20 protein-coding genes are annotated in these 21,225 nt (G+C 69.0%); 8 read left to right on the top strand and 12 right to left on the bottom strand.

Going from position 1 to position 21,225, the window contains the following annotated elements:
* The first annotated feature begins 218 nt into the window (after window positions 1-218).
* Both ACWPN3_RS07570 and ACWPN3_RS07565 read left to right on the top strand, forming a co-directional pair.
* A complete protein-coding gene (locus ACWPN3_RS07570; protein WP_247873143.1) occupies window positions 219-704 on the top strand; it encodes an acyl-CoA thioesterase in 486 nt (161 codons plus the stop codon).
* Between the two features lie 161 nt (window positions 705-865).
* Window positions 866-1,294 (top strand): Lrp/AsnC family transcriptional regulator, encoded by a 429-nt coding sequence (locus ACWPN3_RS07565; protein WP_247873144.1) that lies wholly within the window; start codon window positions 866-868, stop codon window positions 1,292-1,294.
* Between the two features lie 42 nt (window positions 1,295-1,336).
* Here the strand turns inward: ACWPN3_RS07565 and pyk are convergent, their stop codons facing one another.
* The 5 genes from pyk to ACWPN3_RS07540 form a co-directional block, all read right to left on the bottom strand.
* Window positions 1,337-2,761 carry a pyruvate kinase gene (gene pyk, locus ACWPN3_RS07560; RefSeq protein ID WP_109449300.1) on the bottom strand — a complete coding sequence of 475 codons (1,425 nt, stop codon included), beginning with the start codon at window positions 2,759-2,761 and terminating at the stop codon, window positions 1,337-1,339.
* 253 nt (window positions 2,762-3,014) lie between these two features.
* Window positions 3,015-3,206, bottom strand: coding sequence for a hypothetical protein (locus tag ACWPN3_RS07555; RefSeq protein ID WP_109449302.1), 192 nt, complete (start codon window positions 3,204-3,206; stop codon window positions 3,015-3,017).
* An 80-nt stretch (window positions 3,207-3,286) separates the two neighbouring features.
* On the bottom strand, window positions 3,287-4,210 hold the full coding sequence (locus ACWPN3_RS07550) for a hypothetical protein (RefSeq protein WP_492243776.1): 924 nt from the start codon (window positions 4,208-4,210) through the stop codon (window positions 3,287-3,289).
* Window positions 4,211-4,455: 245 nt separating this feature from the next.
* Window positions 4,456-4,830, bottom strand: a complete 375-nt coding sequence (locus ACWPN3_RS07545; protein ID WP_492243777.1) for a hypothetical protein — start codon at window positions 4,828-4,830, stop codon at window positions 4,456-4,458.
* Window positions 4,831-4,897: 67 nt separating this feature from the next.
* Complete coding sequence (locus ACWPN3_RS07540; protein ID WP_492243778.1) at window positions 4,898-5,824, bottom strand: MurR/RpiR family transcriptional regulator; 927 nt, start codon at window positions 5,822-5,824, stop codon at window positions 4,898-4,900.
* Between the two features lie 209 nt (window positions 5,825-6,033).
* Between ACWPN3_RS07540 and ACWPN3_RS07535 the strand changes: the two genes are divergently transcribed.
* From ACWPN3_RS07535 to ACWPN3_RS07520, 4 genes are read left to right on the top strand one after another with little or no spacing between them, the layout of a single operon-like run.
* Window positions 6,034-6,837, top strand: coding sequence for a transporter substrate-binding domain-containing protein (locus tag ACWPN3_RS07535; RefSeq protein ID WP_492243779.1), 804 nt, complete (start codon window positions 6,034-6,036; stop codon window positions 6,835-6,837).
* A gap of 26 nt (window positions 6,838-6,863) precedes the next feature.
* Complete coding sequence (locus ACWPN3_RS07530) at window positions 6,864-7,538, top strand: amino acid ABC transporter permease (protein ID WP_098735605.1); 675 nt, start codon at window positions 6,864-6,866, stop codon at window positions 7,536-7,538.
* The gene (locus ACWPN3_RS07525; RefSeq protein ID WP_455180616.1) at window positions 7,531-8,181 is read left to right on the top strand and encodes an amino acid ABC transporter permease; all 651 of its coding nucleotides are present in this window, start codon (window positions 7,531-7,533) and stop codon (window positions 8,179-8,181) included. Before ACWPN3_RS07530 ends, ACWPN3_RS07525 begins: the two co-directional genes overlap by 8 nt.
* A complete protein-coding gene (locus ACWPN3_RS07520) occupies window positions 8,168-8,932 on the top strand; it encodes an amino acid ABC transporter ATP-binding protein (RefSeq protein WP_492243780.1) in 765 nt (254 codons plus the stop codon). The genes ACWPN3_RS07525 and ACWPN3_RS07520 overlap by 14 nt, the downstream gene beginning before the upstream one ends.
* A gap of 56 nt (window positions 8,933-8,988) precedes the next feature.
* On the opposite strand, the gene pdxR is transcribed toward ACWPN3_RS07520, so the two are convergent.
* A complete protein-coding gene (pdxR, locus tag ACWPN3_RS07515) occupies window positions 8,989-10,500 on the bottom strand; it encodes a MocR-like pyridoxine biosynthesis transcription factor PdxR (RefSeq protein WP_492243781.1) in 1,512 nt (503 codons plus the stop codon).
* Window positions 10,501-10,597: 97 nt separating this feature from the next.
* Here pdxR and ACWPN3_RS07510 point away from each other — a divergent pair, with 97 nt between their 5' ends.
* Window positions 10,598-11,239 (top strand): FMN-binding negative transcriptional regulator, encoded by a 642-nt coding sequence (locus tag ACWPN3_RS07510; RefSeq protein ID WP_492243782.1) that lies wholly within the window; start codon window positions 10,598-10,600, stop codon window positions 11,237-11,239.
* 574 nt (window positions 11,240-11,813) lie between these two features.
* Window positions 11,814-14,189, top strand: coding sequence for a cellulase family glycosylhydrolase (locus ACWPN3_RS07505; protein WP_492243783.1), 2,376 nt, complete (start codon window positions 11,814-11,816; stop codon window positions 14,187-14,189).
* Window positions 14,190-14,259: 70 nt separating this feature from the next.
* Here the strand turns inward: ACWPN3_RS07505 and ACWPN3_RS07500 are convergent, their stop codons facing one another.
* From ACWPN3_RS07500 to ACWPN3_RS07475, 6 genes are read right to left on the bottom strand one after another with little or no spacing between them, the layout of a single operon-like run.
* Complete coding sequence (locus ACWPN3_RS07500) at window positions 14,260-14,814, bottom strand: GNAT family N-acetyltransferase (protein ID WP_492243784.1); 555 nt, start codon at window positions 14,812-14,814, stop codon at window positions 14,260-14,262.
* The gene (locus tag ACWPN3_RS07495) at window positions 14,811-15,605 is read right to left on the bottom strand and encodes a polysaccharide deacetylase family protein (RefSeq protein WP_492243785.1); all 795 of its coding nucleotides are present in this window, start codon (window positions 15,603-15,605) and stop codon (window positions 14,811-14,813) included. The genes ACWPN3_RS07500 and ACWPN3_RS07495 overlap by 4 nt, the downstream gene beginning before the upstream one ends.
* A complete protein-coding gene (locus ACWPN3_RS07490; RefSeq protein WP_492261205.1) occupies window positions 15,602-17,467 on the bottom strand; it encodes a histidine phosphatase family protein in 1,866 nt (621 codons plus the stop codon). Before ACWPN3_RS07490 ends, ACWPN3_RS07495 begins: the two co-directional genes overlap by 4 nt.
* The gene (locus tag ACWPN3_RS07485; protein ID WP_492243789.1) at window positions 17,464-18,594 is read right to left on the bottom strand and encodes a glycosyltransferase family 4 protein; all 1,131 of its coding nucleotides are present in this window, start codon (window positions 18,592-18,594) and stop codon (window positions 17,464-17,466) included. The genes ACWPN3_RS07490 and ACWPN3_RS07485 overlap by 4 nt, the downstream gene beginning before the upstream one ends.
* On the bottom strand, window positions 18,591-19,886 hold the full coding sequence (locus ACWPN3_RS07480) for a glycosyltransferase family 4 protein (protein ID WP_492243790.1): 1,296 nt from the start codon (window positions 19,884-19,886) through the stop codon (window positions 18,591-18,593). Before ACWPN3_RS07480 ends, ACWPN3_RS07485 begins: the two co-directional genes overlap by 4 nt.
* On the bottom strand, window positions 19,883-21,196 hold the full coding sequence (locus ACWPN3_RS07475; protein WP_492243791.1) for a glycosyltransferase family protein: 1,314 nt from the start codon (window positions 21,194-21,196) through the stop codon (window positions 19,883-19,885). The genes ACWPN3_RS07480 and ACWPN3_RS07475 overlap by 4 nt, the downstream gene beginning before the upstream one ends.
* Window positions 21,197-21,225 lie beyond the last annotated feature (29 nt).

Raw genomic sequence — 21,225 nt, 5'->3', positions numbered from 1 at the left:
GTTGTCGTGATTGCAGTGCAGCATTTCCGCAACAGCGCTGGGTACGAAACTTGCGGATTTCCCTTATTGATGAAGGAAGCCGTTGAACGAAAGGTGCTTTTCCCGGATTGTTTGGAATAGCTACAACTGTTTGCCGCCGGAACGAGACGCGGCGACCGCGAGGCACCGGGCATCCCCATATGTCAGGCGACCGGAGCGGAACAAGGATTGACCGAGAGATGCCTGAGTACAGCGAGCGGACGCGCCGTGCCGAAGACCACGCCAGCCACCGGCCCCTGCCGGCGGGCTGTTTCCGGGTGCAGCGGCCCATTCGCTTCTCCCACTGCGACCCGGCCGGCATCGTCTATTTCCCGGTCTATTTCGACATGTTCAACGGGGCAGTGGAGGACTGGTTCACCCAGGGGCTGGACATCGACTATGCGACGATGATCCTGCAGCGCCGGCTGGGCCTGCCCATCGTGCATGCCGAATGCGACTTCGTCATTCCCAGCCGGATGGGCGACACGCTGACGCTGGGCGTCCTGTTGGAACGGCTGGGCCGCAGCTCCCTCCAGCTGCGCATCAACGGCGAGCATGAGGGGCAGGTCCGGCTGTCGGGCAGCCTGACCGTGGTCACCACCTCGCTGGACGATTTCGCCGCCGTGCCGATCCCGGACGACATCCGGGAGGCGATGAAGCGCTATCAGGCGGGCTGCGAGGGGTAAGGGGGGCTGGGCCTATTCCCCCTCTCCCCCCTGGGGAGAGGGCCGGGGTGAGGGGGACGCACTGCGTGGCTATCCCGAGAATCCTCGCTATGCTCCCCCCTCACCCTAACCCTCTCCCCGGGGGGAGAGGGGATTGTGCGTGCCTTCCCCCGTGACGGACCATGATGGACGATTTCGACCGGCGGCTGATCGATCTGTTGACGGTGAATGCCCGCACCAGCACGGCGGCGCTCGGGCGGGCGCTGGGGCTGTCGCGCTCGACCGTGCAGGACCGCATCGCCCGGCTGGAGCGGCAGGGCGTGATTTCCGGCTATACCGTGAAGCTGGGCGATCCGGCGCCGCGGCGCGGCGTGTCGGCGCTGGTGATGATCAGCGTGAACGCCCGGCTGGCCGACCGCGCCGTGCATGCCCTGCGCAAGATGCCGGAGGTCCTCCGGCTGCACAGCATCAGCGGGCAATACGATTTGTGCGCCACCGTCGGCACCGAAACCCATGACGCGATGGACGCCGCACTGGACGCCATCGGCCGCCTGCCGGGGGTCGAGCGGACGATGTCGTCCATCGTGCTGTCGACGAAGATGGAACGGTAAAAGCCGGCGGAGCGGCGGGGGTGCCGCCGCTCCGCTTCGGCCTTACGCCTTGCCGTCCATGTGGATGACGCGCAGGTTGTTGGTGGTGCCGGCCTGGGCGAAGGGGATGCCGGCGACGACCACCAGGGTGCCGGTCTTGCCGGCCAGTTCCTCCGAGCGCCCGATGGCGATGGCGCGGTCGACCATCTCCTCGTAGGTGCGGATGTCGTCGGACAGCACGCTGTGGGCGCCCCACAGCAGGCAGAGCCGGCGCGACACCGCCGTGTCGGGGGTGATCGCCAGGATCGGCACCTCCGGCCGCTTGCGGGCGATGCGCGCCGCGGTGGTGCCGCTGGAGGTGAAGGCGACGATGGCCGAGGAATGCAGGGTGTCGGCCAGATCGGCGGCGGCGGCGGCCACCGCGTGGGGCGGCGTGTGCTCCTCGCCCGGATGGGTCGCCTGGATCAGCGAGCGGTAGAGCTTGTGCTGCTCGGTGGAGCGGATGATGCGGTCCATCATCGTCACCGCCTCGACCGGATACTGGCCCGACGCCGATTCGGCCGACAGCATCACCGCGTCGGCGCCGTCATAGATGGCGGTCGCCACGTCCGACGCCTCGGCCCGTGTCGGGGTCGGGGCGGAGACCATCGAATCGAGCATCTGGGTGGCGACGATCACCGGCTTCACCGCGAGGCGGCAGGCGCGCACCAGCTCCTTCTGGCGGCCGGGCACGTCCTCGTGCGGGATTTCGACGCCGAGGTCGCCGCGCGCCACCATCACCGCGTCGGACAGGCGGATGATGTCGTCGATCTTCTCCAGCGCCTGCGGCTTCTCGATCTTCGCCATGATGCCGGCGCGGTCGCCGATCAGGCCGCGGCCTTCCAGGATGTCGCCCGGCTTCTGCACGAAGGACATGGCGACCCAGTCGACGCCCAGCTCCAGCCCGAAGGCGAGGTCGGCGCGGTCCTTGGCCGTCAGCGGCGACAGGTCCAGGATGGTGCCCGGCAGGTTGACGCCCTTGCGGTTGGAGATGGTGCCGCCGACGACGACCTTCGCCTCGATCCAGTCGTCGCCCAGTTCGGTCACCTCGACGCGGACGCGGCCGTCGTCGATCAGCAGATGGTGGCCCGGCATGATGGCGGCGAAGATTTCCGGGTGCGGCAGCGGGATGGAGCGCTTGTCGCCGTCGGTCCCCTGGAGCACGAAGCGGATCTGCTCGCCGGTGGTGACGGCGATCTTGCCGTCGCGGATGGTGCCGACGCGGATCTTCGGACCCTGGAGATCCTGAAGGATGCCGATGGGGCGGCCGACCTCGGCCTCCAGCTCGCGGATGGCGCGGTGGACCTTGGCGTGGTCGTCGTGGGTGCCATGGCTGAAGTTCAGCCGGAAGGTGTCGACACCGGCGAGGAACAGGGTCTTCAGCATCTCGGGCGAGTTGCTGGCCGGTCCGACGGTGGCGACGATCTTGGCGCGGCGATGACGGCGCATATGGTTCCGGCCGCGGGGGCCGTCCTCTTTTGGCTGGGCCGTCCGGTGCGCCGCCGGGGCGGCCACCATGAGAGGACGGCGGGGTGACTGGTCAGCGGCACGAACGGCGGCGACGGGCAACCCCTTCGGGAAGCCCGTCGGCCGTTCGCGTGCCATACCAGGGTGTCGCGATTGGCGCCGGAAAGCAAGGCGGCAGGCAGGGGATGGGGGATGAAACGGCGGGCGGCCGCCGCCCTGCGGCACCGCAGCGCGGTCAGCCGCGCGCCCTGGCCAGCAGCCACCGCATCGCCGCATCGGCCGGATGGGTCAGGGCGAAGAGAAGCGCCGAGCGGACGATGTGCAGCGCCGACGGCGAAGTGCCGGGCCTGACCCGGATGTCCGCCTCCAGCAGGCCGACGATGCCGACGAGCAGATAGGCGCAAGTGCAGAACCACAGGAACGACATGAGGCCTCCAGTCGGAGAGGTCATGCCATTCCCGTGGTTAAGGATGCTCTAACGCCGGCTTTGCCGGCCGTTACCGAAGATCAGTCGGCGACGACGAGGCGGTCGCGCCGCGGGGTGCCGATGCGGCCGCCGATCGCGGCGGCCAGCGCGCCGAGCAGCAGGGCGACGGTGCCCCAGATGCCGGCGGCGGACAGGGTGTTGCTGGTCGCCTTGGCGGCGTTGGTCGCCGTCTCGGCCGCCTGCTGCTTGGCCGACCCGAACTGCTGCTCAAGCTGCTGGAGACGCTGGCGGGCCTGATCCTCGGGAATGCCGGCCTGCTGGGCGACGATGGAGACCGCCTGCTGGCGCGCCTGGTCGGCCTCGGGACCGCCGGCGGCCATCTTGGTCAGGGCGCTGAGCAGCTGCGTGCGGGCGTCCTCGCCGCTGCGCTGCTGGTCGGCCGGGCGCATCAGATCCTCGGCCTGCCGGCGCAGATCCTCGGCCGACACACCGGAGGCGCGGGCGACCTCGGGGACCGCCTGCTTCACCGTCTGGGCGACGCCCGAGGTGGCGCTGCCCAGCGCGTTGAACGCGCCGCCGGTGATGCTGCCCAGCGTGGTGGTGACGAGATAGGCGCTGATCAGCAGCGCGAAGGCCCAGGTCAGCAGGCCGTGGATCAGCCCGTCGCCGCGGGTCGGCACCCCGGCGAGCCGGGCCGCGACATAGCCGCCGACGCCGAGCGCCAGCATATAGCTGACCGTCCACCACAGCCCGGCGCTGATCCCGAAGGAACTGGCCTGCGGCAGAGCGTCGCGCCCGGCGCCGGGGTCGATGGCCGTCATGCCGATGCCCAGCCCGAGCATGCTGAGCAGCAGCTGGATCGCCAGGGCCAGGACGACGCCGGCAAAGACGCCGGCCCAGGAGACGCGGCGGTGGACGCCCGGCCTCACCTCCACATCGGTGGCAAGGACCGTGCGGCGTGGTCCCGTTTCGGGCGATGAGTAGGCACCGTGCTGTGTGATCATGCTCAAGGTCCTTAAAGCCTGGAGGGGACGCAAAAGACTGGAGCCGCCGATGTCCGGGATCGCAAATGACCAATCCCGGACTGTGGATATCGGATACTCTTCACGCCTTGAACATCATGCCGGCAGCAAAGGTTCCTCGCGAAAACAGCAGGTTCCGCAGGGTTGGAAAGTCGACGAGAAACCGGAATCCTTTTGGGAGTACAATGACGAAGCAGGTCGAATAATGATCATTCCTTCAACGGAAATTATATTTCGGCATTCTTTCCTGTGCTGGGCGCTTTGCGCAGCCAGCCGAAGGACAGGACCAGCCGCTCGCCGACCCCCTCGGTCACGCGGTGCGGATGGAGGTCCGGGCGGAAATACTTGATGCGGGGCCGGTCGACGATCGCCTCGTCGCACAGGAACAGGCCGCCCGACGCCGGCTGGCGCAGGATGATGTTGACGCGGTGGTGCTCGAAGCCGTCGGGTGCCGGGTCGACATGCTCGTCCAGGCCGCTGGTCGTCGGATAGCGCAGCAGATAGCAGTCGAAGCGCAGCCGGGCCGAACGGGCCAGCAGCATCTTGAAATAGTCCCTGCCGCCATTCTCCTGGCGGCCGCGGTCCCACCGCAACCAAGCCATCGCCCTGCTCCCGACCGTGAAACGCGTCTCCGGTGGATGCTATCCGACCGCAGCCGGGGCAACAGACTCACAATTCGCCAAGCCGGTCATGCAGATCCTCGATGGCGCGGATGCGGGCGCGGCCGGCCTCGCCGGTCAGCGGGATCAGCTCGGCGGCGAGCGCGTGGATCACCGCCAGGGCGGCGACATGGGTGTCGAGGGCGGCGAGGCTGCGCGTCTCGCAGCGGAAGGTCAGCGGCGGCGGCGGGGCCTCCAGGGCTGAATGGCTGTCGGCGATCAGGATGGTGGGGATGCCGCGCTCCCCCGCGATGCGCAGCAGGCGGACGATGGCCGGCGGACGGCGGCGGATGCCGACCAGGAACAGCAGGTCGCCCGGATTGAGATCGCCGGGCTCCAGATCGGCCAGCGTCTCCGCCATCGTCTCGCCGGTTGCCGCCAGCTGGTGGACCTCGCCGCGGACCTGGATGAACTGCCAGCGGGCATAGCCGGCCAGGAAGGCGCTGTTGCGGGCGCCGCAGACCCAGATGCGCCGGGCGTCGGCGAGCGCGCGGGCCGCCCGCGCCAGCATCGCCGGGTCGGTCTGGCGGGCGGTGGCGGCGAGCGCCTCTGCGCTGCGCCGGAAATGCGCGTCGAGCGGCGCCGGATCGCCGTCGGAGACCGCCGACGATGCGGAGGCCGGGCCGCCGGGCGGCAGCAGGAACAGCGGCGAGCCCCAGTCGCCGCCGCGCCGGGCGGCCAGACGCGCCGCCTCGAAGCCGGCATAGCCGAGCCGGCGGACCAGACGCGACACCGTCATCTTCGACACGCCGGCCCGGCCGGCCAGCTCGGTCGCCGAATAGCCCGACAGCTCGCCCGGACAGGCGAGGATCACATCGGCGAGCTGTCGCTCCATAGGGCTGAGGTCGCCATAGCGGTCGCGGATGCGGGCGGTCAGCGACGGTTCGCCTGCCTCCGGACCATCCGGGGCCTGTGCGGCGTGAATTGCCTGTTTCATGGGCTGATCGCCTCTGGGCTTCGGCATTTGCACAAAAAATGGATTCCGGGGCTGCAACCAAAGCGGTGTTACATTTGTAACGTCTCCTTGCGTTGGCGGGATAAGCGTAACATTCCCGCGCCTTTGCGGCACACCTGAATGCGTAGGACGAAAGTGGCACATGGTTTGAAAAGGAGGGTCATCGTCTTTCGGTTCGGAGATCAGGTGCCATGCGGTTCGCGAAGATTCTGGGTGCTCTCGGCCTTGCCACGGCGGTTCTGGCCGGCGGTCTTGCCCCGACCCATGCAAAAGCCGACGCGCTTGAGCGCATCGCCAAGGAAAAGGTGCTGCGCGTCGCCGTCCCGCAGGACTTCCCGCCCTTCGGCTCGGTCGGCACCGACCTGAAGCCGGTCGGCTACGACATCGACGCCGCCACCCTGATCGCCAAGGAGATGGGCGCCAAGGTGGAGCTGGTGCCGGTGACCAGCACCAACCGCATCCCCTACCTGACCACCGGCAAGGTCGATCTGGTGATCTCCAGCCTGGGCAAGAATGCGGAGCGCGAGAAGGTCATCGACTTCTCCACCGCCTACGCCCCCTTCTACAACGGCGTCTTCGGCCCCGACGACATCAAGGCCGAGAAGGTCGAGGATCTGGACGGCAAGACCGTCGGCGTCACCCGCGGCTCGGTCGAGGACATCGAGCTGTCGAAGATCGTGTCGGACAAGGTGACCGTCCGCCGTTACGAGGACAACAACGGCACCATCTCCGCCTTCCTGTCGGGGCAGGTGCAGCTGGTCGCCACCGGCAACGTGGTCGCCGCCGCCATCTTCGAGCGCAACCCGCCGCGCCAGCCGATCCTGAAGTTCCTGGTCAAGAATTCCCCCTGCTTCGTCGGGCTGAACAAGAACGAGGGGCCGCTGCTGGAGAAGGTCAACGCCATCATCGCCAAGGCGAAGGACGACGGCTCGCTGAACGACATCGCCAAGAAGTGGCTGCACGCGCCGCTGCCGAAGGATTCTGTGATCGCCTGACCCTTCCACCGGCACGGGACCGTATCATGGCCTACAGTTTCGATTTCTCGTCCCTGCTGGACTACACGCCCGTGCTGGTGGACGGGGTGGCGACCACCGTGGCGCTGACCGCGGTCAGCACGGTGCTGGGGGTGGCGCTCGGCATCGGCGGGGCGGCGGCACGGACCTCCAGCGTCAAGCCGCTGGCGGTCGTCGTCGGCGCCTATGTCGAGTTGATCCGCAACACGCCCTTCCTGGTCCAGCTGTTCTTCATCTTCTTCGGGCTGCCCTCGCTGGGCATCCGGCTGGCGGAATGGCAGGCGGCGGTGCTGGCGATGGTGATCAATCTCGGCGCCTATTCGACCGAGATCATCCGCGCCGGCATCGAGGCGACGCCGAAGGGCCAGATCGAGGCCGGGGCCAGCCTGGGCATGACCGGGCCGCAGATCTTCCGTTACGTCGTGCTGGGGCCGGCGATGGCGAAGATCTGGCCGGCGCTGACCAGCCAGATCGTCATCGTCATGCTGGGCTCGTCGGTCTGCTCGCAGATCGCGGCGGAGGAGCTGAGCTTCGCCGCCAACTTCATCCAATCCCGCAATTTCCGGCCCTTCGAGGTCTATTTCCTGGCGACCGCGCTGTATCTGGCGCTGGCGGTGGGGTTGCGCTGGATCTTCAGCCTGATGGGGCAGCGGATGTTCGCCAAGGGGGTGTCGCGTGCTTAACTTCACCCTGTGGGACATCCTGTCCAACCTGCTGCTGGCGGCGCGCTGGACGGTGCTGCTGTCGCTGATCGCCTTCGTCTCCGGCGGGATCGCCGGGCTGCTGCTGCTGGTCGCCCGCGTGTCGCCGGTGCCGCCGCTGCGCATCGCGGCGAAGCTGTTCATCGAGGTGTTCCAGGGCACGCCGCTGCTGATGCAGCTGTTCATCGTCTTCTTCGCCCTGCCGCTGATCGGCATCGAGACCTCGGCCTGGACCTCGGCCGCCGTCGCGCTGACTTTGTTCACCGCCGCCTATCTCGCCGAGATCTGGCGCGGCTGCGTCGAGGCGGTGCCGAAGGGCCAGTGGGAGGCCTCGGCCAGCCTCGCCATGACATTCCCTGAGCAGATGCGCCACGTCATCCTGCCGCAGGCCCTGCGCATCGCCGTGCCGCCGACCGTCGGCTTCTCGGTGCAGGTGGTGAAGGGCACTGCGGTGACCTCGATCATCGGCTTCGTCGAGGTGACGAAGGCCGGGACCATGATCACCAACGCCACCTTCCAGCCCTTCCTGGTCTATGGGCTGGTCGGGCTGATCTATTTCGCCCTGTGCTACCCGCTGTCGCTGTCGGCCAAGGCGCTGGAAAGGAAGCTCAATGTCGCCCGTTAACACGTCCGCCACCGTCCGGCCCCTGGTGAAGCTGTCGGCCATCCGCAAATCCTTCGGCCCGGTGGAGGTGCTGAAGGGCGTCGACATGGCGGTCGAGGAGGGACAGGTCGTCGCCATGATCGGCCGCAGCGGATCGGGCAAGAGCACGCTTCTGCGCAGCATCAACGGGCTGGAGCGCATCGACGGCGGCGTCATCGAGGTTGACGGCGAATGCGTCGATCCCGGCCAGATCGACCTGCGCGCGCTGCGCCAGAAGGTCGGCATGGTGTTCCAGCAGTTCAACCTGTTCCCCCATCTGACCGCCGGCGAGAATGTGATGCTGGCGCTGAAGGTGGTGAAGAAGCAGGACAAGGCCGCCACCCGCGCCGCCGCGGAATCGGCGCTGGCCAAGGTCGGGCTGGGCCACAAGTTCGACGCCTATCCGTCGCAGCTGTCGGGCGGCCAGCAGCAGCGCGTCGCCATCGCGCGGTCGCTGGCGATGGCGCCCAAGGTTCTGCTGTGCGACGAGATCACTTCCGCCCTCGACCCTGAGCTGGTGGCCGAGGTGCTGGGGGTGGTGCGCAAGCTGGCCGAGGAGGGCATGACGCTGATCCTGGTGACGCACGAGATGCGCTTCGCCCGCGAGGTCTGCGACCGGCTGGTCTTCATGCATGGCGGCCGCATCGCCGAACAGGGACCGCCGGCCGAGCTGTTCGACCGGCCGGCCACGCCGGAACTGGCGCAGTTCATCGGCATGGTCGAGGCGCGCTGACCGGCGCGCCCTCATCGGCCGGAGTTGTGGGAGTGTGGAGACCGTTCGACCAGGGTTCAGGCCAAGATTTCGAGGGCGGCGCCCAGCCTTTCGATACCCTGGGCGATCTCACGGCCATCCAGGCCGGCATAGCCGATCACCAGACCGGGATGGTGCGGACGGTCGGAATCCGGTCGGCCGGAAAGGGCTGACGTGTCGTAGAGCGGGGTGATGGGGTAGACGCCCACACCCGCCGCCCGTGCCGCCGACACGATCATGGCCTCCCGCTCCAGCGGAAAGCGGGTGAGCCAGGCGACGACATGCAGCCCGGCCTCGGCGCCGTCCACCCTGACCCCATCGCCGAACCTTGTCCGCAAGGCTGCCAGCAGAGCGGCGCGCCGTTCGCCGTTGCGCCGCCGCACCCGCCGGACGTGCCGTTCATAGGCGCCGCTGGCGAGCAGTTCCGTCAGGGCGCTCTGCTCCAGGGCCGGCGTGTGGCGGTCCGCCAGCCGCTTCGCCGCGCGGAAGGACTGGATCAACGGCCGCGGAACCACGAGATAGCCGAGCCGCAAGGCCGGCGAGAGCGTCTTCGACACCGTGCCAAGATAGATGACGCTTCTGGCTCTATCCAGGGTTTGCAGGGTGGGGATGGGGGCGACGTCGAAGCGGTGTTCGCCGTCATAGTCGTCCTCGATGACAGTGGCCCCGCAGGCCCGCGCCCAGGCCAGCAGATCCTGGCGGCGGCTGATGGTCATGACGCTGCCGAGCGGGAACTGGTGCGACGGCGTCACATAGGCCAGACGGGCGGGCGGCAGCCGCTCCGTGCGCATGCCTTCCCGATCCACCATCTGCGGGATCAGCCGCGCGCCGGTGGCGGTGAGGATGTCCCGGGCCGCCGCATAGCACGGATTCTCGATGATCGCCGGCTCTCCGGGATCGAGCAGAAGCCGCACGCTCAGGTCGAGACCCTGCTGCGATCCGTTCACCACGATGATCTGGTCGGGATCGCAGCGCAGCCCCCGGGCCCGCCAAAGATAGGCTTGCAGGGCCGAGCGGAGTTCGGGCGAGCCGGACGGATCGCCATAGCGCAGGCGGGATGGACGGCACAGGATGGCGGCGTCGACGGCCCGCTTCCAGGTGAGGGTCGGGAAGTCCGACGCGGCGAGTTCGCCATAGCGGAAGTCGATGACGGGCGCATCGGGGCCGGGGAGATGCTGCATGGGAAGGCCGGCCAGCCGGCGCCCGAACTCCGAAAGCCGGGGTGGTGGCGCGCCGGTGTCCGGTGGCACCGGCCGTTCCGTTTTCAGCCCGTCGGGTTTCAGGTCATTCGGGCTCAGGCCATCCAGTTTCAGGCCCTTCGGCACCTGTGGCCTTGCGCCCTGCCTCACCTCCAGATAGCCCTCGGCGGCGAGTTGTTCATAGGCGGCCGTAACCGTCGCGCGGGACACGCCGAGGTCGGCGGCGAGAGCGCGCGACGACGGCAGGCGCGAGCCGGGCGGATAAACGGCGTTGGCGATCTGGGCCCTGATCGCGTCGACGATTCGGGACGCGATGGTCCTGACCCCATCCGGCTGCGGAAGCGTGGGCATCGACTGGACCGGTCAAAAAGATCAGAACTGGCTGTTCAGTGTGGGCCAGTTTTCACGGAAACTCCATCCCGAACTCCAGCTTGACCAAGAGGCCTGCATGTATATCCCAGCCGCGTTCCGCGAAACCGATCTGCCCTTCATCCATGAGACGATGCGGGCCGTCGGGCTCGCCAATCTGGTGACGACCACGGCCGGCGGGCTGCTGTGTACTCCCCTGCCCCTGTTCCTCGCTGCCGACGAGGGCGGGATGGGCACGCTCTACGGGCATGTGGCGAAAGCGAATTCTCAATGGAGGGAGACGCCGGTGGCGGAGGCCCTGGCGATCTTCATGGGGCCGGACGCCTATGTCACCCCGTCCTGGTACGAGGGCAAGAGCCGGGACGGAAAGGTCGTTCCGACCTGGAATTACGTCGCGGTCCACGCCTATGGCCCGGTCGAGTTCTTCGAGGATGCCGACCGGCTGCTCGATGTCGTCACGCGGCTGACCGACCGTCACGAGTCCTCGCGCCCGCAGCCCTGGGCCGTCGGCGATGCCCCGCCCGACTTCGTCGACGCGCAGTTGCGCGGCATCGTCGGTGTGCGGCTGCCCATCGCCCGGATCGACGCCAAGCGGAAGATGAGCCAGAACCGCAGCGGGACGGACAGGGCGACGGTGAAGGAGGAACTGTCCAGGAGCGGATGCGCCCGGGAACGTCAGGCTGCCGCCCTCATCCCGGCTATTCCGGACGGCGTCCCCTGAGCCGGTCCGCACTCGCGGCCGGCATGCGGCTGACCGGTCGTTGCTGTCCAAAAGGAATATAAGCTTATAAAAAATCTCTTAACGCTTTGCCCGCAGGCCGCTGTGGTCTCACGAGCATTAACTTTTTTGCGGGTGAAAAAGGTCTGATGCGAATTCGTCTTACCCCGGTGGCTGTAATTCTGCGTGCTAGGTTTCTATCAATCCAGTCCCCGGATGGATCAGTATATCCGGCTTACATCTGGCATCATCCCGCGGAATTTTTGAAAGAATGATGCGCGATTATGGTTGTGTCCCCGAGTGAATCCGTCTATGTCTTTCGAGATCAACTTTCCAATATGATGTGATTCAAAGTGGATATTGGCTATTTCAAAAGAAGACTGTGTACAGGATCGCAAATCCTGTGACCATGATGGGATATAGTTCGCCGGCCTGTTGCGGGGGCCTTGACCGGGCTTGTGACGATCTGGGCCAAATTTGCCACAAGGTTCGAGAAAAGTTAACCGGATTTGGAAAGGTTTCGTTAACCATTGAAGCCCCAGCATGGCTTCAACGCAACGGACATAGGATCGAAGTCATGAGCACGACCACCTCGCCGAGCAAGATTGTCGTCAACGCCTACGGCCAGTCCCAGGATGGCGTCGCGGCGCATTTCAAGCTGCTGGTGGATGGTCAGGAGGTCGGTTCGGCCAATGCGGCCGACGCCTCGTCGAAGGCATACAGCTTCACCGCCGACCTTGCAGCCAACACGGCGCACAAGATTCAGGTCGTTTACGACAACGACACCGCGAACAGCGCCAATCGCGACCTCTACGTCCAGTCGATCGAGGTCAACGGCCACACGCTGAAGCCGACCGACGCCATCTACGAACGCTATGACGATGCCGCCCCGGCGCCGACGCAGGCCGGCCAGGAAGCCATGTGGTGGGACGGCGCGCTGACCTTCAGCACCCCCGCCAACTACTATGGCGGCGGCCAGACCGCCGCTCCCGCCGCCCCTGCCGCTCCGGCCGCCGGCACCGCGCAGAACGTCATCACCGTGAACGCCGCCGGCAGCGAGGCGGGCGGCATCGGCGCGCACTTCACCGTGCTGGTCGACGGCAAGCAGATCGGCGAAGGCACGGCCACCAGCTCGGAAGCCAAGGATTACAAGTTCACCGCCGATCTGGCCCAGGGCACCGCCCATTCGGTCGAGGTGAAGTACGACAACGACGCCGTCATCGACGGCACCGACCGCAACCTGTTCGTCCACAGCGTCAGCGTCGACGGCAAGACCGTGGCGGCCACCGACGCCGCCATGTCGGTCCACCGCACCATCGACGGCGCCGACCTGGGCGCCACCAGCGACCTCTATTGGGACGCCACGCTGACTGCCAAGCTGGATGCCAGCCATTTCGCCGCCTCCACCGGCTCGGCGGGCGGTTCGACGGGGGGCTCCACCGACGCCGGCAAGGGCGGCACCGCCACCGGCGGCGCGACGGGCGGCTCCACCGGCGGTTCGGCGGGCGGTGACGCCTCGCTGTCGCTGAAGGTCGGCAACGTCACGGTGGCCGATCCGGGCATGGTGCAGAGCAGCAGCTCGATCAACGGCTTCCTGCACACCAACGGCAACCAGATCGTCGACGAGAGCGGCAACAACGTCCGCCTGACCGGCGTCAACTGGTTCGGCGGCGAGGGCTACAACTACGTGCCGTCGGGCCTGTGGGCGGACAGCTACCAGCACCACATCGACAGCATGAAGGACCTGGGCTTCAACGTCATCCGCCTGACCTGGGCCGACGACATGTTCGACAGCACCGCGGTCACCAACGGCATCGACTATTCCAAGAACCCGGACCTGAAGGGCCTGACCCGGCTGGAGGTCTATGACAAGGTCATCGATTATGCCGGCAAGAGCGGCATCAAGGTGATCCTCGACCACCACCGCAACGACGGCGGCGCCGGCACCAACGAGAGCGGGCTGTGGTACACCGCCAACAACCCCGAATCGAAGGTCATCGAAAACTGGAAGATGCTGGCCGAGCATTATGCCGGCAACAAGGCGGTGATCGGCGCCGACCTGCACAACGAGCCGAGCGTGTCCGCCACCTGGGGTGACGGCAACCAGGCCACCGACTGGGCCGCGGCGGCCGAGCGCATCGGCAACTCGATCCAGACCGTCAACAAGGACTGGCTGCTGCTGGTCGAGGGCACGGAGTGGAGCAGCACGCTGGCCGGCGTGAAGGACCATCCCATCGAGTTCGACACCCCCAACAAGCTGGTCTATTCGCCGCACGCCTACGGCCAGAGCGTCGGGCAGTTCAGCTGGCTGTCGGATCCGAGCTATCCGGACAACCTGCCGGCCCAGTACGACAGCATGTGGGGCTACATCTACAAGAACAACATCGCCCCGATCCTGGTCGGCGAGTTCGGCGGCCAGATGACCAGCGCCGCCGAGCAGACCTGGGCCAGCACGCTGATCAAGTACATGAACGGCGACTGGAACCTGGACGGCAAAAGCGACCTGGCGGCCGGCCAGCAGGGCATGAACTGGACCTACTGGGCCTGGACCCCGGAATCGGGCGACGTCGGCGGCCTGCTGGAGAACGACTACAAGACCGTCGATCCGACCAAGATGAACATCATCAAGGCCGGTCTGGCCGCCAACTCGGGCAACTCCGGCACCGTCGCCGGCAGCGACGAGGCGGTGTTCACCGTGCAGCTGGCCAAGGCGGTCACCACCGCCACCACCATCGAGTACGCGACCGAGGACGGCACCGCCAAGGCCGGCACCGACTACACCGCCGCCCATGGCAGCCTGACCTTCCAGCCGGGCGAGACCACCAAGACGGTGTCCGTCCACATCAACGGCACCAACACCAACGACGGCACGGAGAACTTCCTGCTGCACCTGACCCACGACAACGCCAACCTGGGCACCGCCACCGGCTTCATCACCGACCACGCGGCGTAAGGGACAGCTTTTCTACTGTGCTTATGGGGCCGGCCCGCGTCGTCACTGACGCGGGCCGGCTTTTTTTCGGTCAGGCGGTCCTGCCGGAGAGCCATTCGCGACGGAGGAGGCCGTAGACGAGCATGTCGCACACGCCCTTGTGGGTCGTCTCATGCTCGCGCAGGCAGCCTTCGCGCCGGAAACCCAGCCTCTCGATCAGCGCGACGGATGCCGCGTTCTCCGCATCGATCTCGGCGAACAGCTTGCGATATCCCTCGTTCCGGAACAGATGGTCGACGAGTGCTGCGACGCATTCGGCGGCGACGCCCTGTCCTTGACGGTGCGCCGCCGTGATGTAGCCGAGTTCGAGGACCCCTTGGTCCCGTCCCGGATAGGCGACGTAGCGGCCGGCCAGGGACCCGTCGGATTTGTCGATTGCCGCCCAGCTCCGGCCGGGCCATGTCGGATCCGTCAGCCAGTCGGCCAGGTTGTCCATTGTCGTGAAATGGGGCTGCGACATGAAGCGGCACTGCGCCTCGTCGGAAAAGGTCGGGAAGAGGGCTGCGGTGTCCTCCCGGACCAGTTTTCGCAAGGTGAAGCGGTCTGTATCGAGTGTCGGCGTGTCCAAAACCAAGGCGGAACTCATCGGTTGAATTCGTTTTCGGGGCGGGGGCGCCCCAAGCTGCCGATGCCCAAGCTGGCGATGGCCGGCCATTCCATCGCGGGATGCCCGGCCAGCCGGTCCAGCAGGCGGTCCAGAAGATCCCAGATCGCCGCGTCGTGGACGCGGTGGTGGGTCAGCAGGCCGATGGGCTCGGCGGGATTGCGCCGGCCCTCGCGGCGGTCGCGCAGTTCGCGGCACAGCAGGTCGAGCAGCCCGTCCAGCGGCACGGCGGAGCGGCTGCCGCGCCAGTCGATCAGGTCGAGGTGGGTGTTGATCCAGGCGATGCCGTCATGGGGCGCCGGGGACGGGCCGAAGGCGGAGACGGCGCGGTAGCCGGAGGCCGACAGGCAGGCCGGCATGTCGGGGGCCATGCGGTTCCAGGGCGGGACGAACAGCGGCAGGACGCGGTCGCCGAACAGGCCGCGCAGGGTGGACAGGCCGCGTTCGGCCTCGGCCTGCCGGGTCTCGGGTGGGCGTTCGGGGCCGAACTCGCACTTCTTCCGGCCGGGGGCGGCGTGGTCGGTGTGGGACCAGCCATGGACCAGCGGGGTGACGTGGGCATGGTCGGCCAAGGCTTCGGCGAGCGACGGCTCGGCATCGGCCGGGATGACGGCAAGGCCGAGGGGGATGCCGGCATTGGCGCAGCGGGTGAGCAATTCGTCGAGCTGCCGGCTGGCGGCGACCGCGTCGTCGTCGCGCAGCCAGAGCGGGCAGCGGCGGTCCAGATCGGTCCAGCGGGCGAGTTCTTCGGTTACGGCGGTCCAGTTCGTCATGGTGTCTTCTCCGCCAACAGGGCTTCGACGATCTCGACGCTGCGCGCCGCACCGGCCAGGGCGGCGGGGCTGAGCGGCGGGATGCGGGCGCCCAGCACCGACTGCAACGCTCGGGCGAGGCTGTCGGGCGTCAGATCGGCCTCGCGCAGGGTGGCGATGCCGGGCTGGCGGGCCAGGATGGCGGCGCGGATGGTCTGTTCGACCTCCTTGCCGTCCTCGAAGGGGCAGAAGACGCTGGGCACGCCGGCCGTCAGGCAGTCGAGCGCCGTGTTGTAGCCGCAGCGGCCGACGCTGGCCGACGCCCGGCCCAGCAGAGCGCGGAAGTCGGGGCGCACCGGCTCCACCAGCAGGCGGTCGGGCGGGGCCAGGGCGCGCAGCCGGTCGGCCAGCGCCGCGTCGCCCTTCGCCACCAGGAGGCGCCAGCGCTGCGGCAGGGCGCCGGAGGCGGCGCATTGGGCGGCGGCCTCGAAGACCGGGCGGCCGACCGGGCCGCCGCCGGCGGTGACCAGGATCTCGGCGGTGCCGTCCGTGCCGTCGTCGGGGACGGGCGGCGGCGGCACGACGAAGCCGGTGTAGCGCAGCAGCGGCATCATCGCTCGCGTCAGCGGCCAGCTGTCCTCCAGCGGGATCAAAGCGGGGTCGGAATGGACCAGCACGCCGTCATAGAGTCGCAGCAGGCGGGCTTCGGTCTCGGCCACCCGCTTGGGCTTGGAGGGCGGGGCCAGGATGTCGCGGACCGAGGCCAGCGTCAGCGGCGGGTGCGGCAGGGAGCGGGCGCGCTCCAGCAGGGCGTCGAACTCTGCGGCCAGCGCGCGGCGGCCGAAGGGGAAGAGTTCGGTGATGAGGACATCGGGGCGGAGGCTGTCGAGCAGGCCGGTCAGCATCGCTTGCCGCGCGGCGAACAGGCCGGCGTCGGCGGGGGAGCCGTCGGCGCCCAGCAGGGTGGCGAAGTCGGCGCCGTCGCTCGCCAGCGGCGGCAGCTGGTGCAGGGTGGCGTTGCCGGTTTCGAGATGGGGGGCGGGACGGCCGCCGCTGGCGACATCGACGCGCCAGCCGCGGGCGGTGAATGCCTCGGCCAGGGCCAGCGCGCGGCTGAGATGGCCGGTGCCGAGCAGATGGGTGACGGCGATCAGCAGCCTCATGACAGGCGCTCCCCCTCTTTTGGACCGGCCGGGCGGAGCGTGCCGTCGGCGGCCAGCGTCATCGCGTAGAGGCGGTTGCGCTTGACCGGCACCGGCGGCGGGCCGCGAAAGTCCCAGCCCCAGGCGAGCGCCAGCGCGACGCGCATCACGCCGATGTGGGTGACGACGAGGTGGGAGGGAGGTGTCTTCTTCTCCCCCCTGGGGAGAAGGTCGGGATGAGGGGGTTCGGCGCAGCCGAAAAGATTCCTCGCCGTGCGTCCCCCTCACCCTAACCCTCTCCCCGGGGGGGAGAGGGGATTGGTCCCGGGTTGGGAGAGAGAGCAGATCTTCCAGCCACCCCGTCAACCGCTCCCGCACATCGGCGGGGCTTTCGCCGTTGGGGGGACGGAAGTCCCAGCCCCACTGGTCGAGGTCGCGGTAGCCGCTGGCGGGGTCGGCGCGCAGGTCGCGGCCATGCAAGCCCTCCCAGGCGCCCCAGTCCATTTCGATCAGGCGCGGGTCGCTGTGGACGGGGCGGCCCTTGCCGAGAAGGGCGGCGGTCTCCACGGCGCGGGAGAGCGGGCTGGCGTGCAGGGTGGCGGAGTACCAGTCCGGCGGAAGGGTCAGGGCGGCGAGCTGTTCGCGGCTGTCCGGGGCCAGCGGAATGTCGGTGCGGCCCTGGATGCGGCCCTCGCGGTTCCAGGCGGTGACGCCGTGGCGCAGGAAAGCGAGGCGGATCATGACATCAGTCCGCTGAGCAGGCCGCGCAGGCGGTCGGCTGCCGCGGTCAGGGCGTGGTGGGCCTCGACATGGGCGCGGGCGCTGCGGCCAAGCGCGCGCAGGGCCGGCGGATCGGCCAGCAGGGCGGCGAGCGCGGCGGCGAACTCCTCCGGGGCCGGGCCGGTCAGCCGGCCGCCGACGTCGTCGCGGATGACGGTGCCGGTGCCGGCATTGTCGATGGCGAGCACCGGCACGCCGTGCGCTTGAGCCTCCAGATAGACCATGCCGAACGCCTCGTTCAGGCCGGGCCAGACCAGCAGGTCGGCGGTGCGGTAATGGTTGGCGAGGCTGTCCGGCGGGCAGGCGCCGTGCAGCGTCACCCGTGGGCCGAAGGGGGCGAAGAGTGCCGCCACCTCTGCCGCCGCCGGGCCGTCGCCGACGATGTCGAGCGTCCAGGGCTGGGCCGACAGGAGCTGGAGAGCCTCGGCAAGCAGGCGGTAGGAGGCCAGCTTGTCGCCCGGCCGCATCATGGCGACGGTGAGCAGGCGGGGCGGCGCGGTCGGCTCTCGGACTTCCGGGGCAGGCGGCAGGTCGAGGAAGGGGGGCAGCATCGCCACCCGCTGGCCGGGCGGGCCGTAGGCCTCCACCGCCTGACGGTCGCGGGCGCTGACGCAGAGGACGAGGGCGGCGGCCTCGATGGCGGCCTCGGCGGCGGCGGCGAAGGCGGACCAGGGGCCGGTCAGGCGCTTGCGGGCGCGGGTCGCCTCCACCACGACATAGGGGATGCCGAGGCGGCGGGCGACCGCCGGGCCGATCAGGTCGGGGGCCTTGTAATAGACATGGTAGCTGAGCCACAGCGCCGGGCGCCGTTCCGGCTTGGCGGCGTAGAGCGACAGCAGCCGGTCGCACTCGGCGGCGGCCGCGGTGGTCAGGCGGGCTTGAATGGCGGGGTCGCCGGCGCCGTCATAGACGCGCAGGCTACTCGCCACCTCCACCGGCCCGATGGTTTCCAGCGCCCGCAGGATCAGCCGCGCCATCTGGCGGTCGCCGGAGGGGATGGGGTGGTCGACCGGCTTCAGCGGGGCATAGAAGGCGATCCGGGGGAAGGCGATCCGGGGGAAGGCGATGCGCGGGAGGGGGGCGGTCACGCCGCGGCCTCCTCCAGCCGGCGGACGAGGCGGTCGATGCCGGCGGTCATGCCGAACTCGGCGCAGAGCCGGCCATAGGCGGCGTTGGCCAGCCGCAGCCGCAGCGCCGGGTCGGCGGCGAGCCGTTCCAGTGCGGCGGCGATGGCTGGCGGGGTGCCGTCGGTCAGCAGGCCGTGGGTGCCGTCGGCGATGAATTCCGGGATGGCCGACACGGCGGTGGAGAGGATGGCGAGGCGCTGGCTCGCCGCCTCCATCAGCACATTCGGCAGGCCGTCGCGGTCGCCGTCGCCGGCCACCACGCTGGTCAGCACGAACAGGTCGGCATGGCGGAGCGCCTGGATCACCGTCGCCTGATCCTGGGCGCCGCGCCACTCGATGCGGTCCGACAGGCCGAGCCGCTCGGCCTGGGCGCGCAGGGCCTGCTTGAGGTCGCCGGAGCCGATATGGACCAGCCGCCAATGCAGCCCGTCCGGCAGCGTCGCCAGCGCGTCGAGCAGCCGGTCATAGCCCTTCTTCTCCACCAGCCGGCCGACCGACAGGATCTCCACCGCGCGGTCGGGGGTGGAGCCGTCGCGGGCCGGGGCGTCGCCGCGGTCCGGCGGGGCGGGGAAGCGCGAGAGGTCGAGGCCGTGATAGACGAGGTCGATGCGGCCGGGGTCGGCGGCGAGAGCGCGCAGATGGGCCGCACCCACGGCGGTGCAGGTGGCGCCGAAGCGGGCGTCTGCCAGCTTCTCGCGCTTCTCCCACTCCGGCGTGGTCCAGATGTCCTTGGCATGGGCGGAAAAGCCCCAGCCGATGCCGCGGATCGACGCGGCATAGCGCCCGACCGACGCCGGGGTGTGCAGGAAATGGGTGTAGAGAAAGGGCACGTCGGCCGGCAGCTCCGCCGCCAGCACCAGCGCCTGCCCGAAGCGGCGTCCGCGGTTGGCGGTGCGGTCGCGCGCGAGGTCGCGCAGCCATCCGGCCGCGGTGCGCAGCAGGCCGGCCGGATGGCTCAGGATCAGGCGGCCGAGTGCCCGCAGCACGCGGGCCGGCTCGTCGCGCAGATATTCCGGCAGGTAATGGACCGGGGCGGTGATGCGCTCGTGCAGGGCGTGGCGGCGGCTGTCGGTCGGGTGGCGCAGCGACCAGATCGCCAGATCGATGCCGCGCTGCTGGAGGGCCAGAAGCTCCTGCGCGATGAAGGTCTCCGACAGGCGGGGATAGCCCTTCACCACCACGGCGATCTTCAGCGGCTTGCCAGTCCCCATGGCATCGGACGACATGCCGCCGCCCGTTCCGGCGTCGGTCATGCGCGCTTGCCTGCCATGGCGCGGGACAGCCGTTCCGCCGCCCGGCGGATCGGGGTGACGGGGGTGGCGCGGGGGAGCACCGAGTCGGCCGCCAGCACCTCGCGCGTCAGGTCGACGATGCGCTCCAGCCCGCCGAGCAGGCCGGGCAGCGGGCTGGCCGAGGGTGGCGGCTGGCCCGGCAGGGCGCGGATGGCGTCGGCCATCGCCCGCGGGTCGGCGCCGTCGCGGTCGCTGTCCAGCGTGCGCAGCAGGCCCAGCGCCTCCGCCGCCTCGGCGCGGATGCGCTGTTCCAGCCGGGGGCGGGTGCGCGGGGCCAGCACCGACGGCTTGTCGAAGGACAGGATCTCGCAGAAGGTGTTGTAGCCGCCCATCGCCACCACGCCGACCGCGCCGGCATAGAGATCCTCCATGCGGGAATGGAAGTTGATGGTCTCCACCCTGCCCTTCAGCTGGCGGATGCGGGTGGCGAATTCCTGGCGGCGTGCATCCTCCAGGAAGGGGCCGTAGACGATCAGGGCGCGCGGGGAGAGGTCCGGATCGCTCTCGTAGGCGGCGATGGTCCAGTCGACCAGCGCCGCCCCGTCGCCGCCGCCGCCCGGCGTCACCAGCACATAGGGGCCGGTCATCGGGCTGTCCGCCGCCTGGACGGCGCCGCCGCCCTCCGTCGGCTCGCGCTTCAGATAGCCGGTGTAGCGCAGCCGCGCCGCGATCTCCGCCGGCAAATCGAGCCCGTCGAGCGGGCGGTAGACCTCCGGCAGGCCGTAGATCCAGAGCTGGTCGTAGTAGCGTTCGATGGCGGCGACCGCCTCCTTGCGCTCCCACTCCGGCTGGAGAGCCTCGGGCGCGTCCAGCACGTCGCGCAGGCCCAGCACGATGCGGGTGTTGCCGCTGGCCCGCATCTCGTCCAGCGCCGGCAGGAATTCGCCGTGCAGGCCGGTCGGCTCCTTGTCTACGATGGCCAGCGTCGGGCGGAATGCACGGGCGGTGGCGCGGATGATCTCCGCCCGGATCGCGGTGGTCTCCTCGATCGGCAGGCCGAGGTTGCGGGCGGTGTAGCCGCCGTCGGGCTGCTTCACCACGCCGGGCAGCCGCACATGGTCGACCCGCTCCGGAAAGTCGAAGCGGCCGGCGACCGGCGAGCCGGTGAGGATCAGCGCGGAGGCGTCGGGAAAGGCCGACACCAGGGCCTGGGCAATCGTCCGCGACCGCCGCAGATGGCCGAGCCCGAAGGTGTCATGGCTGTAGAGCAGGATGCGCGGCGGCGTCCGGTCGGGATGGAGGGGCCGAAGGGGCGGCTGTGGCTGGTGCATGCTCGGACACTCCGCTTCAGCAATGCTTC

It is taken from the genome of Azospirillum sp. UENF 111221 (genome assembly GCF_058780625.1).
This window is presented reverse-complemented; position numbering and strand designations above follow the sequence as displayed.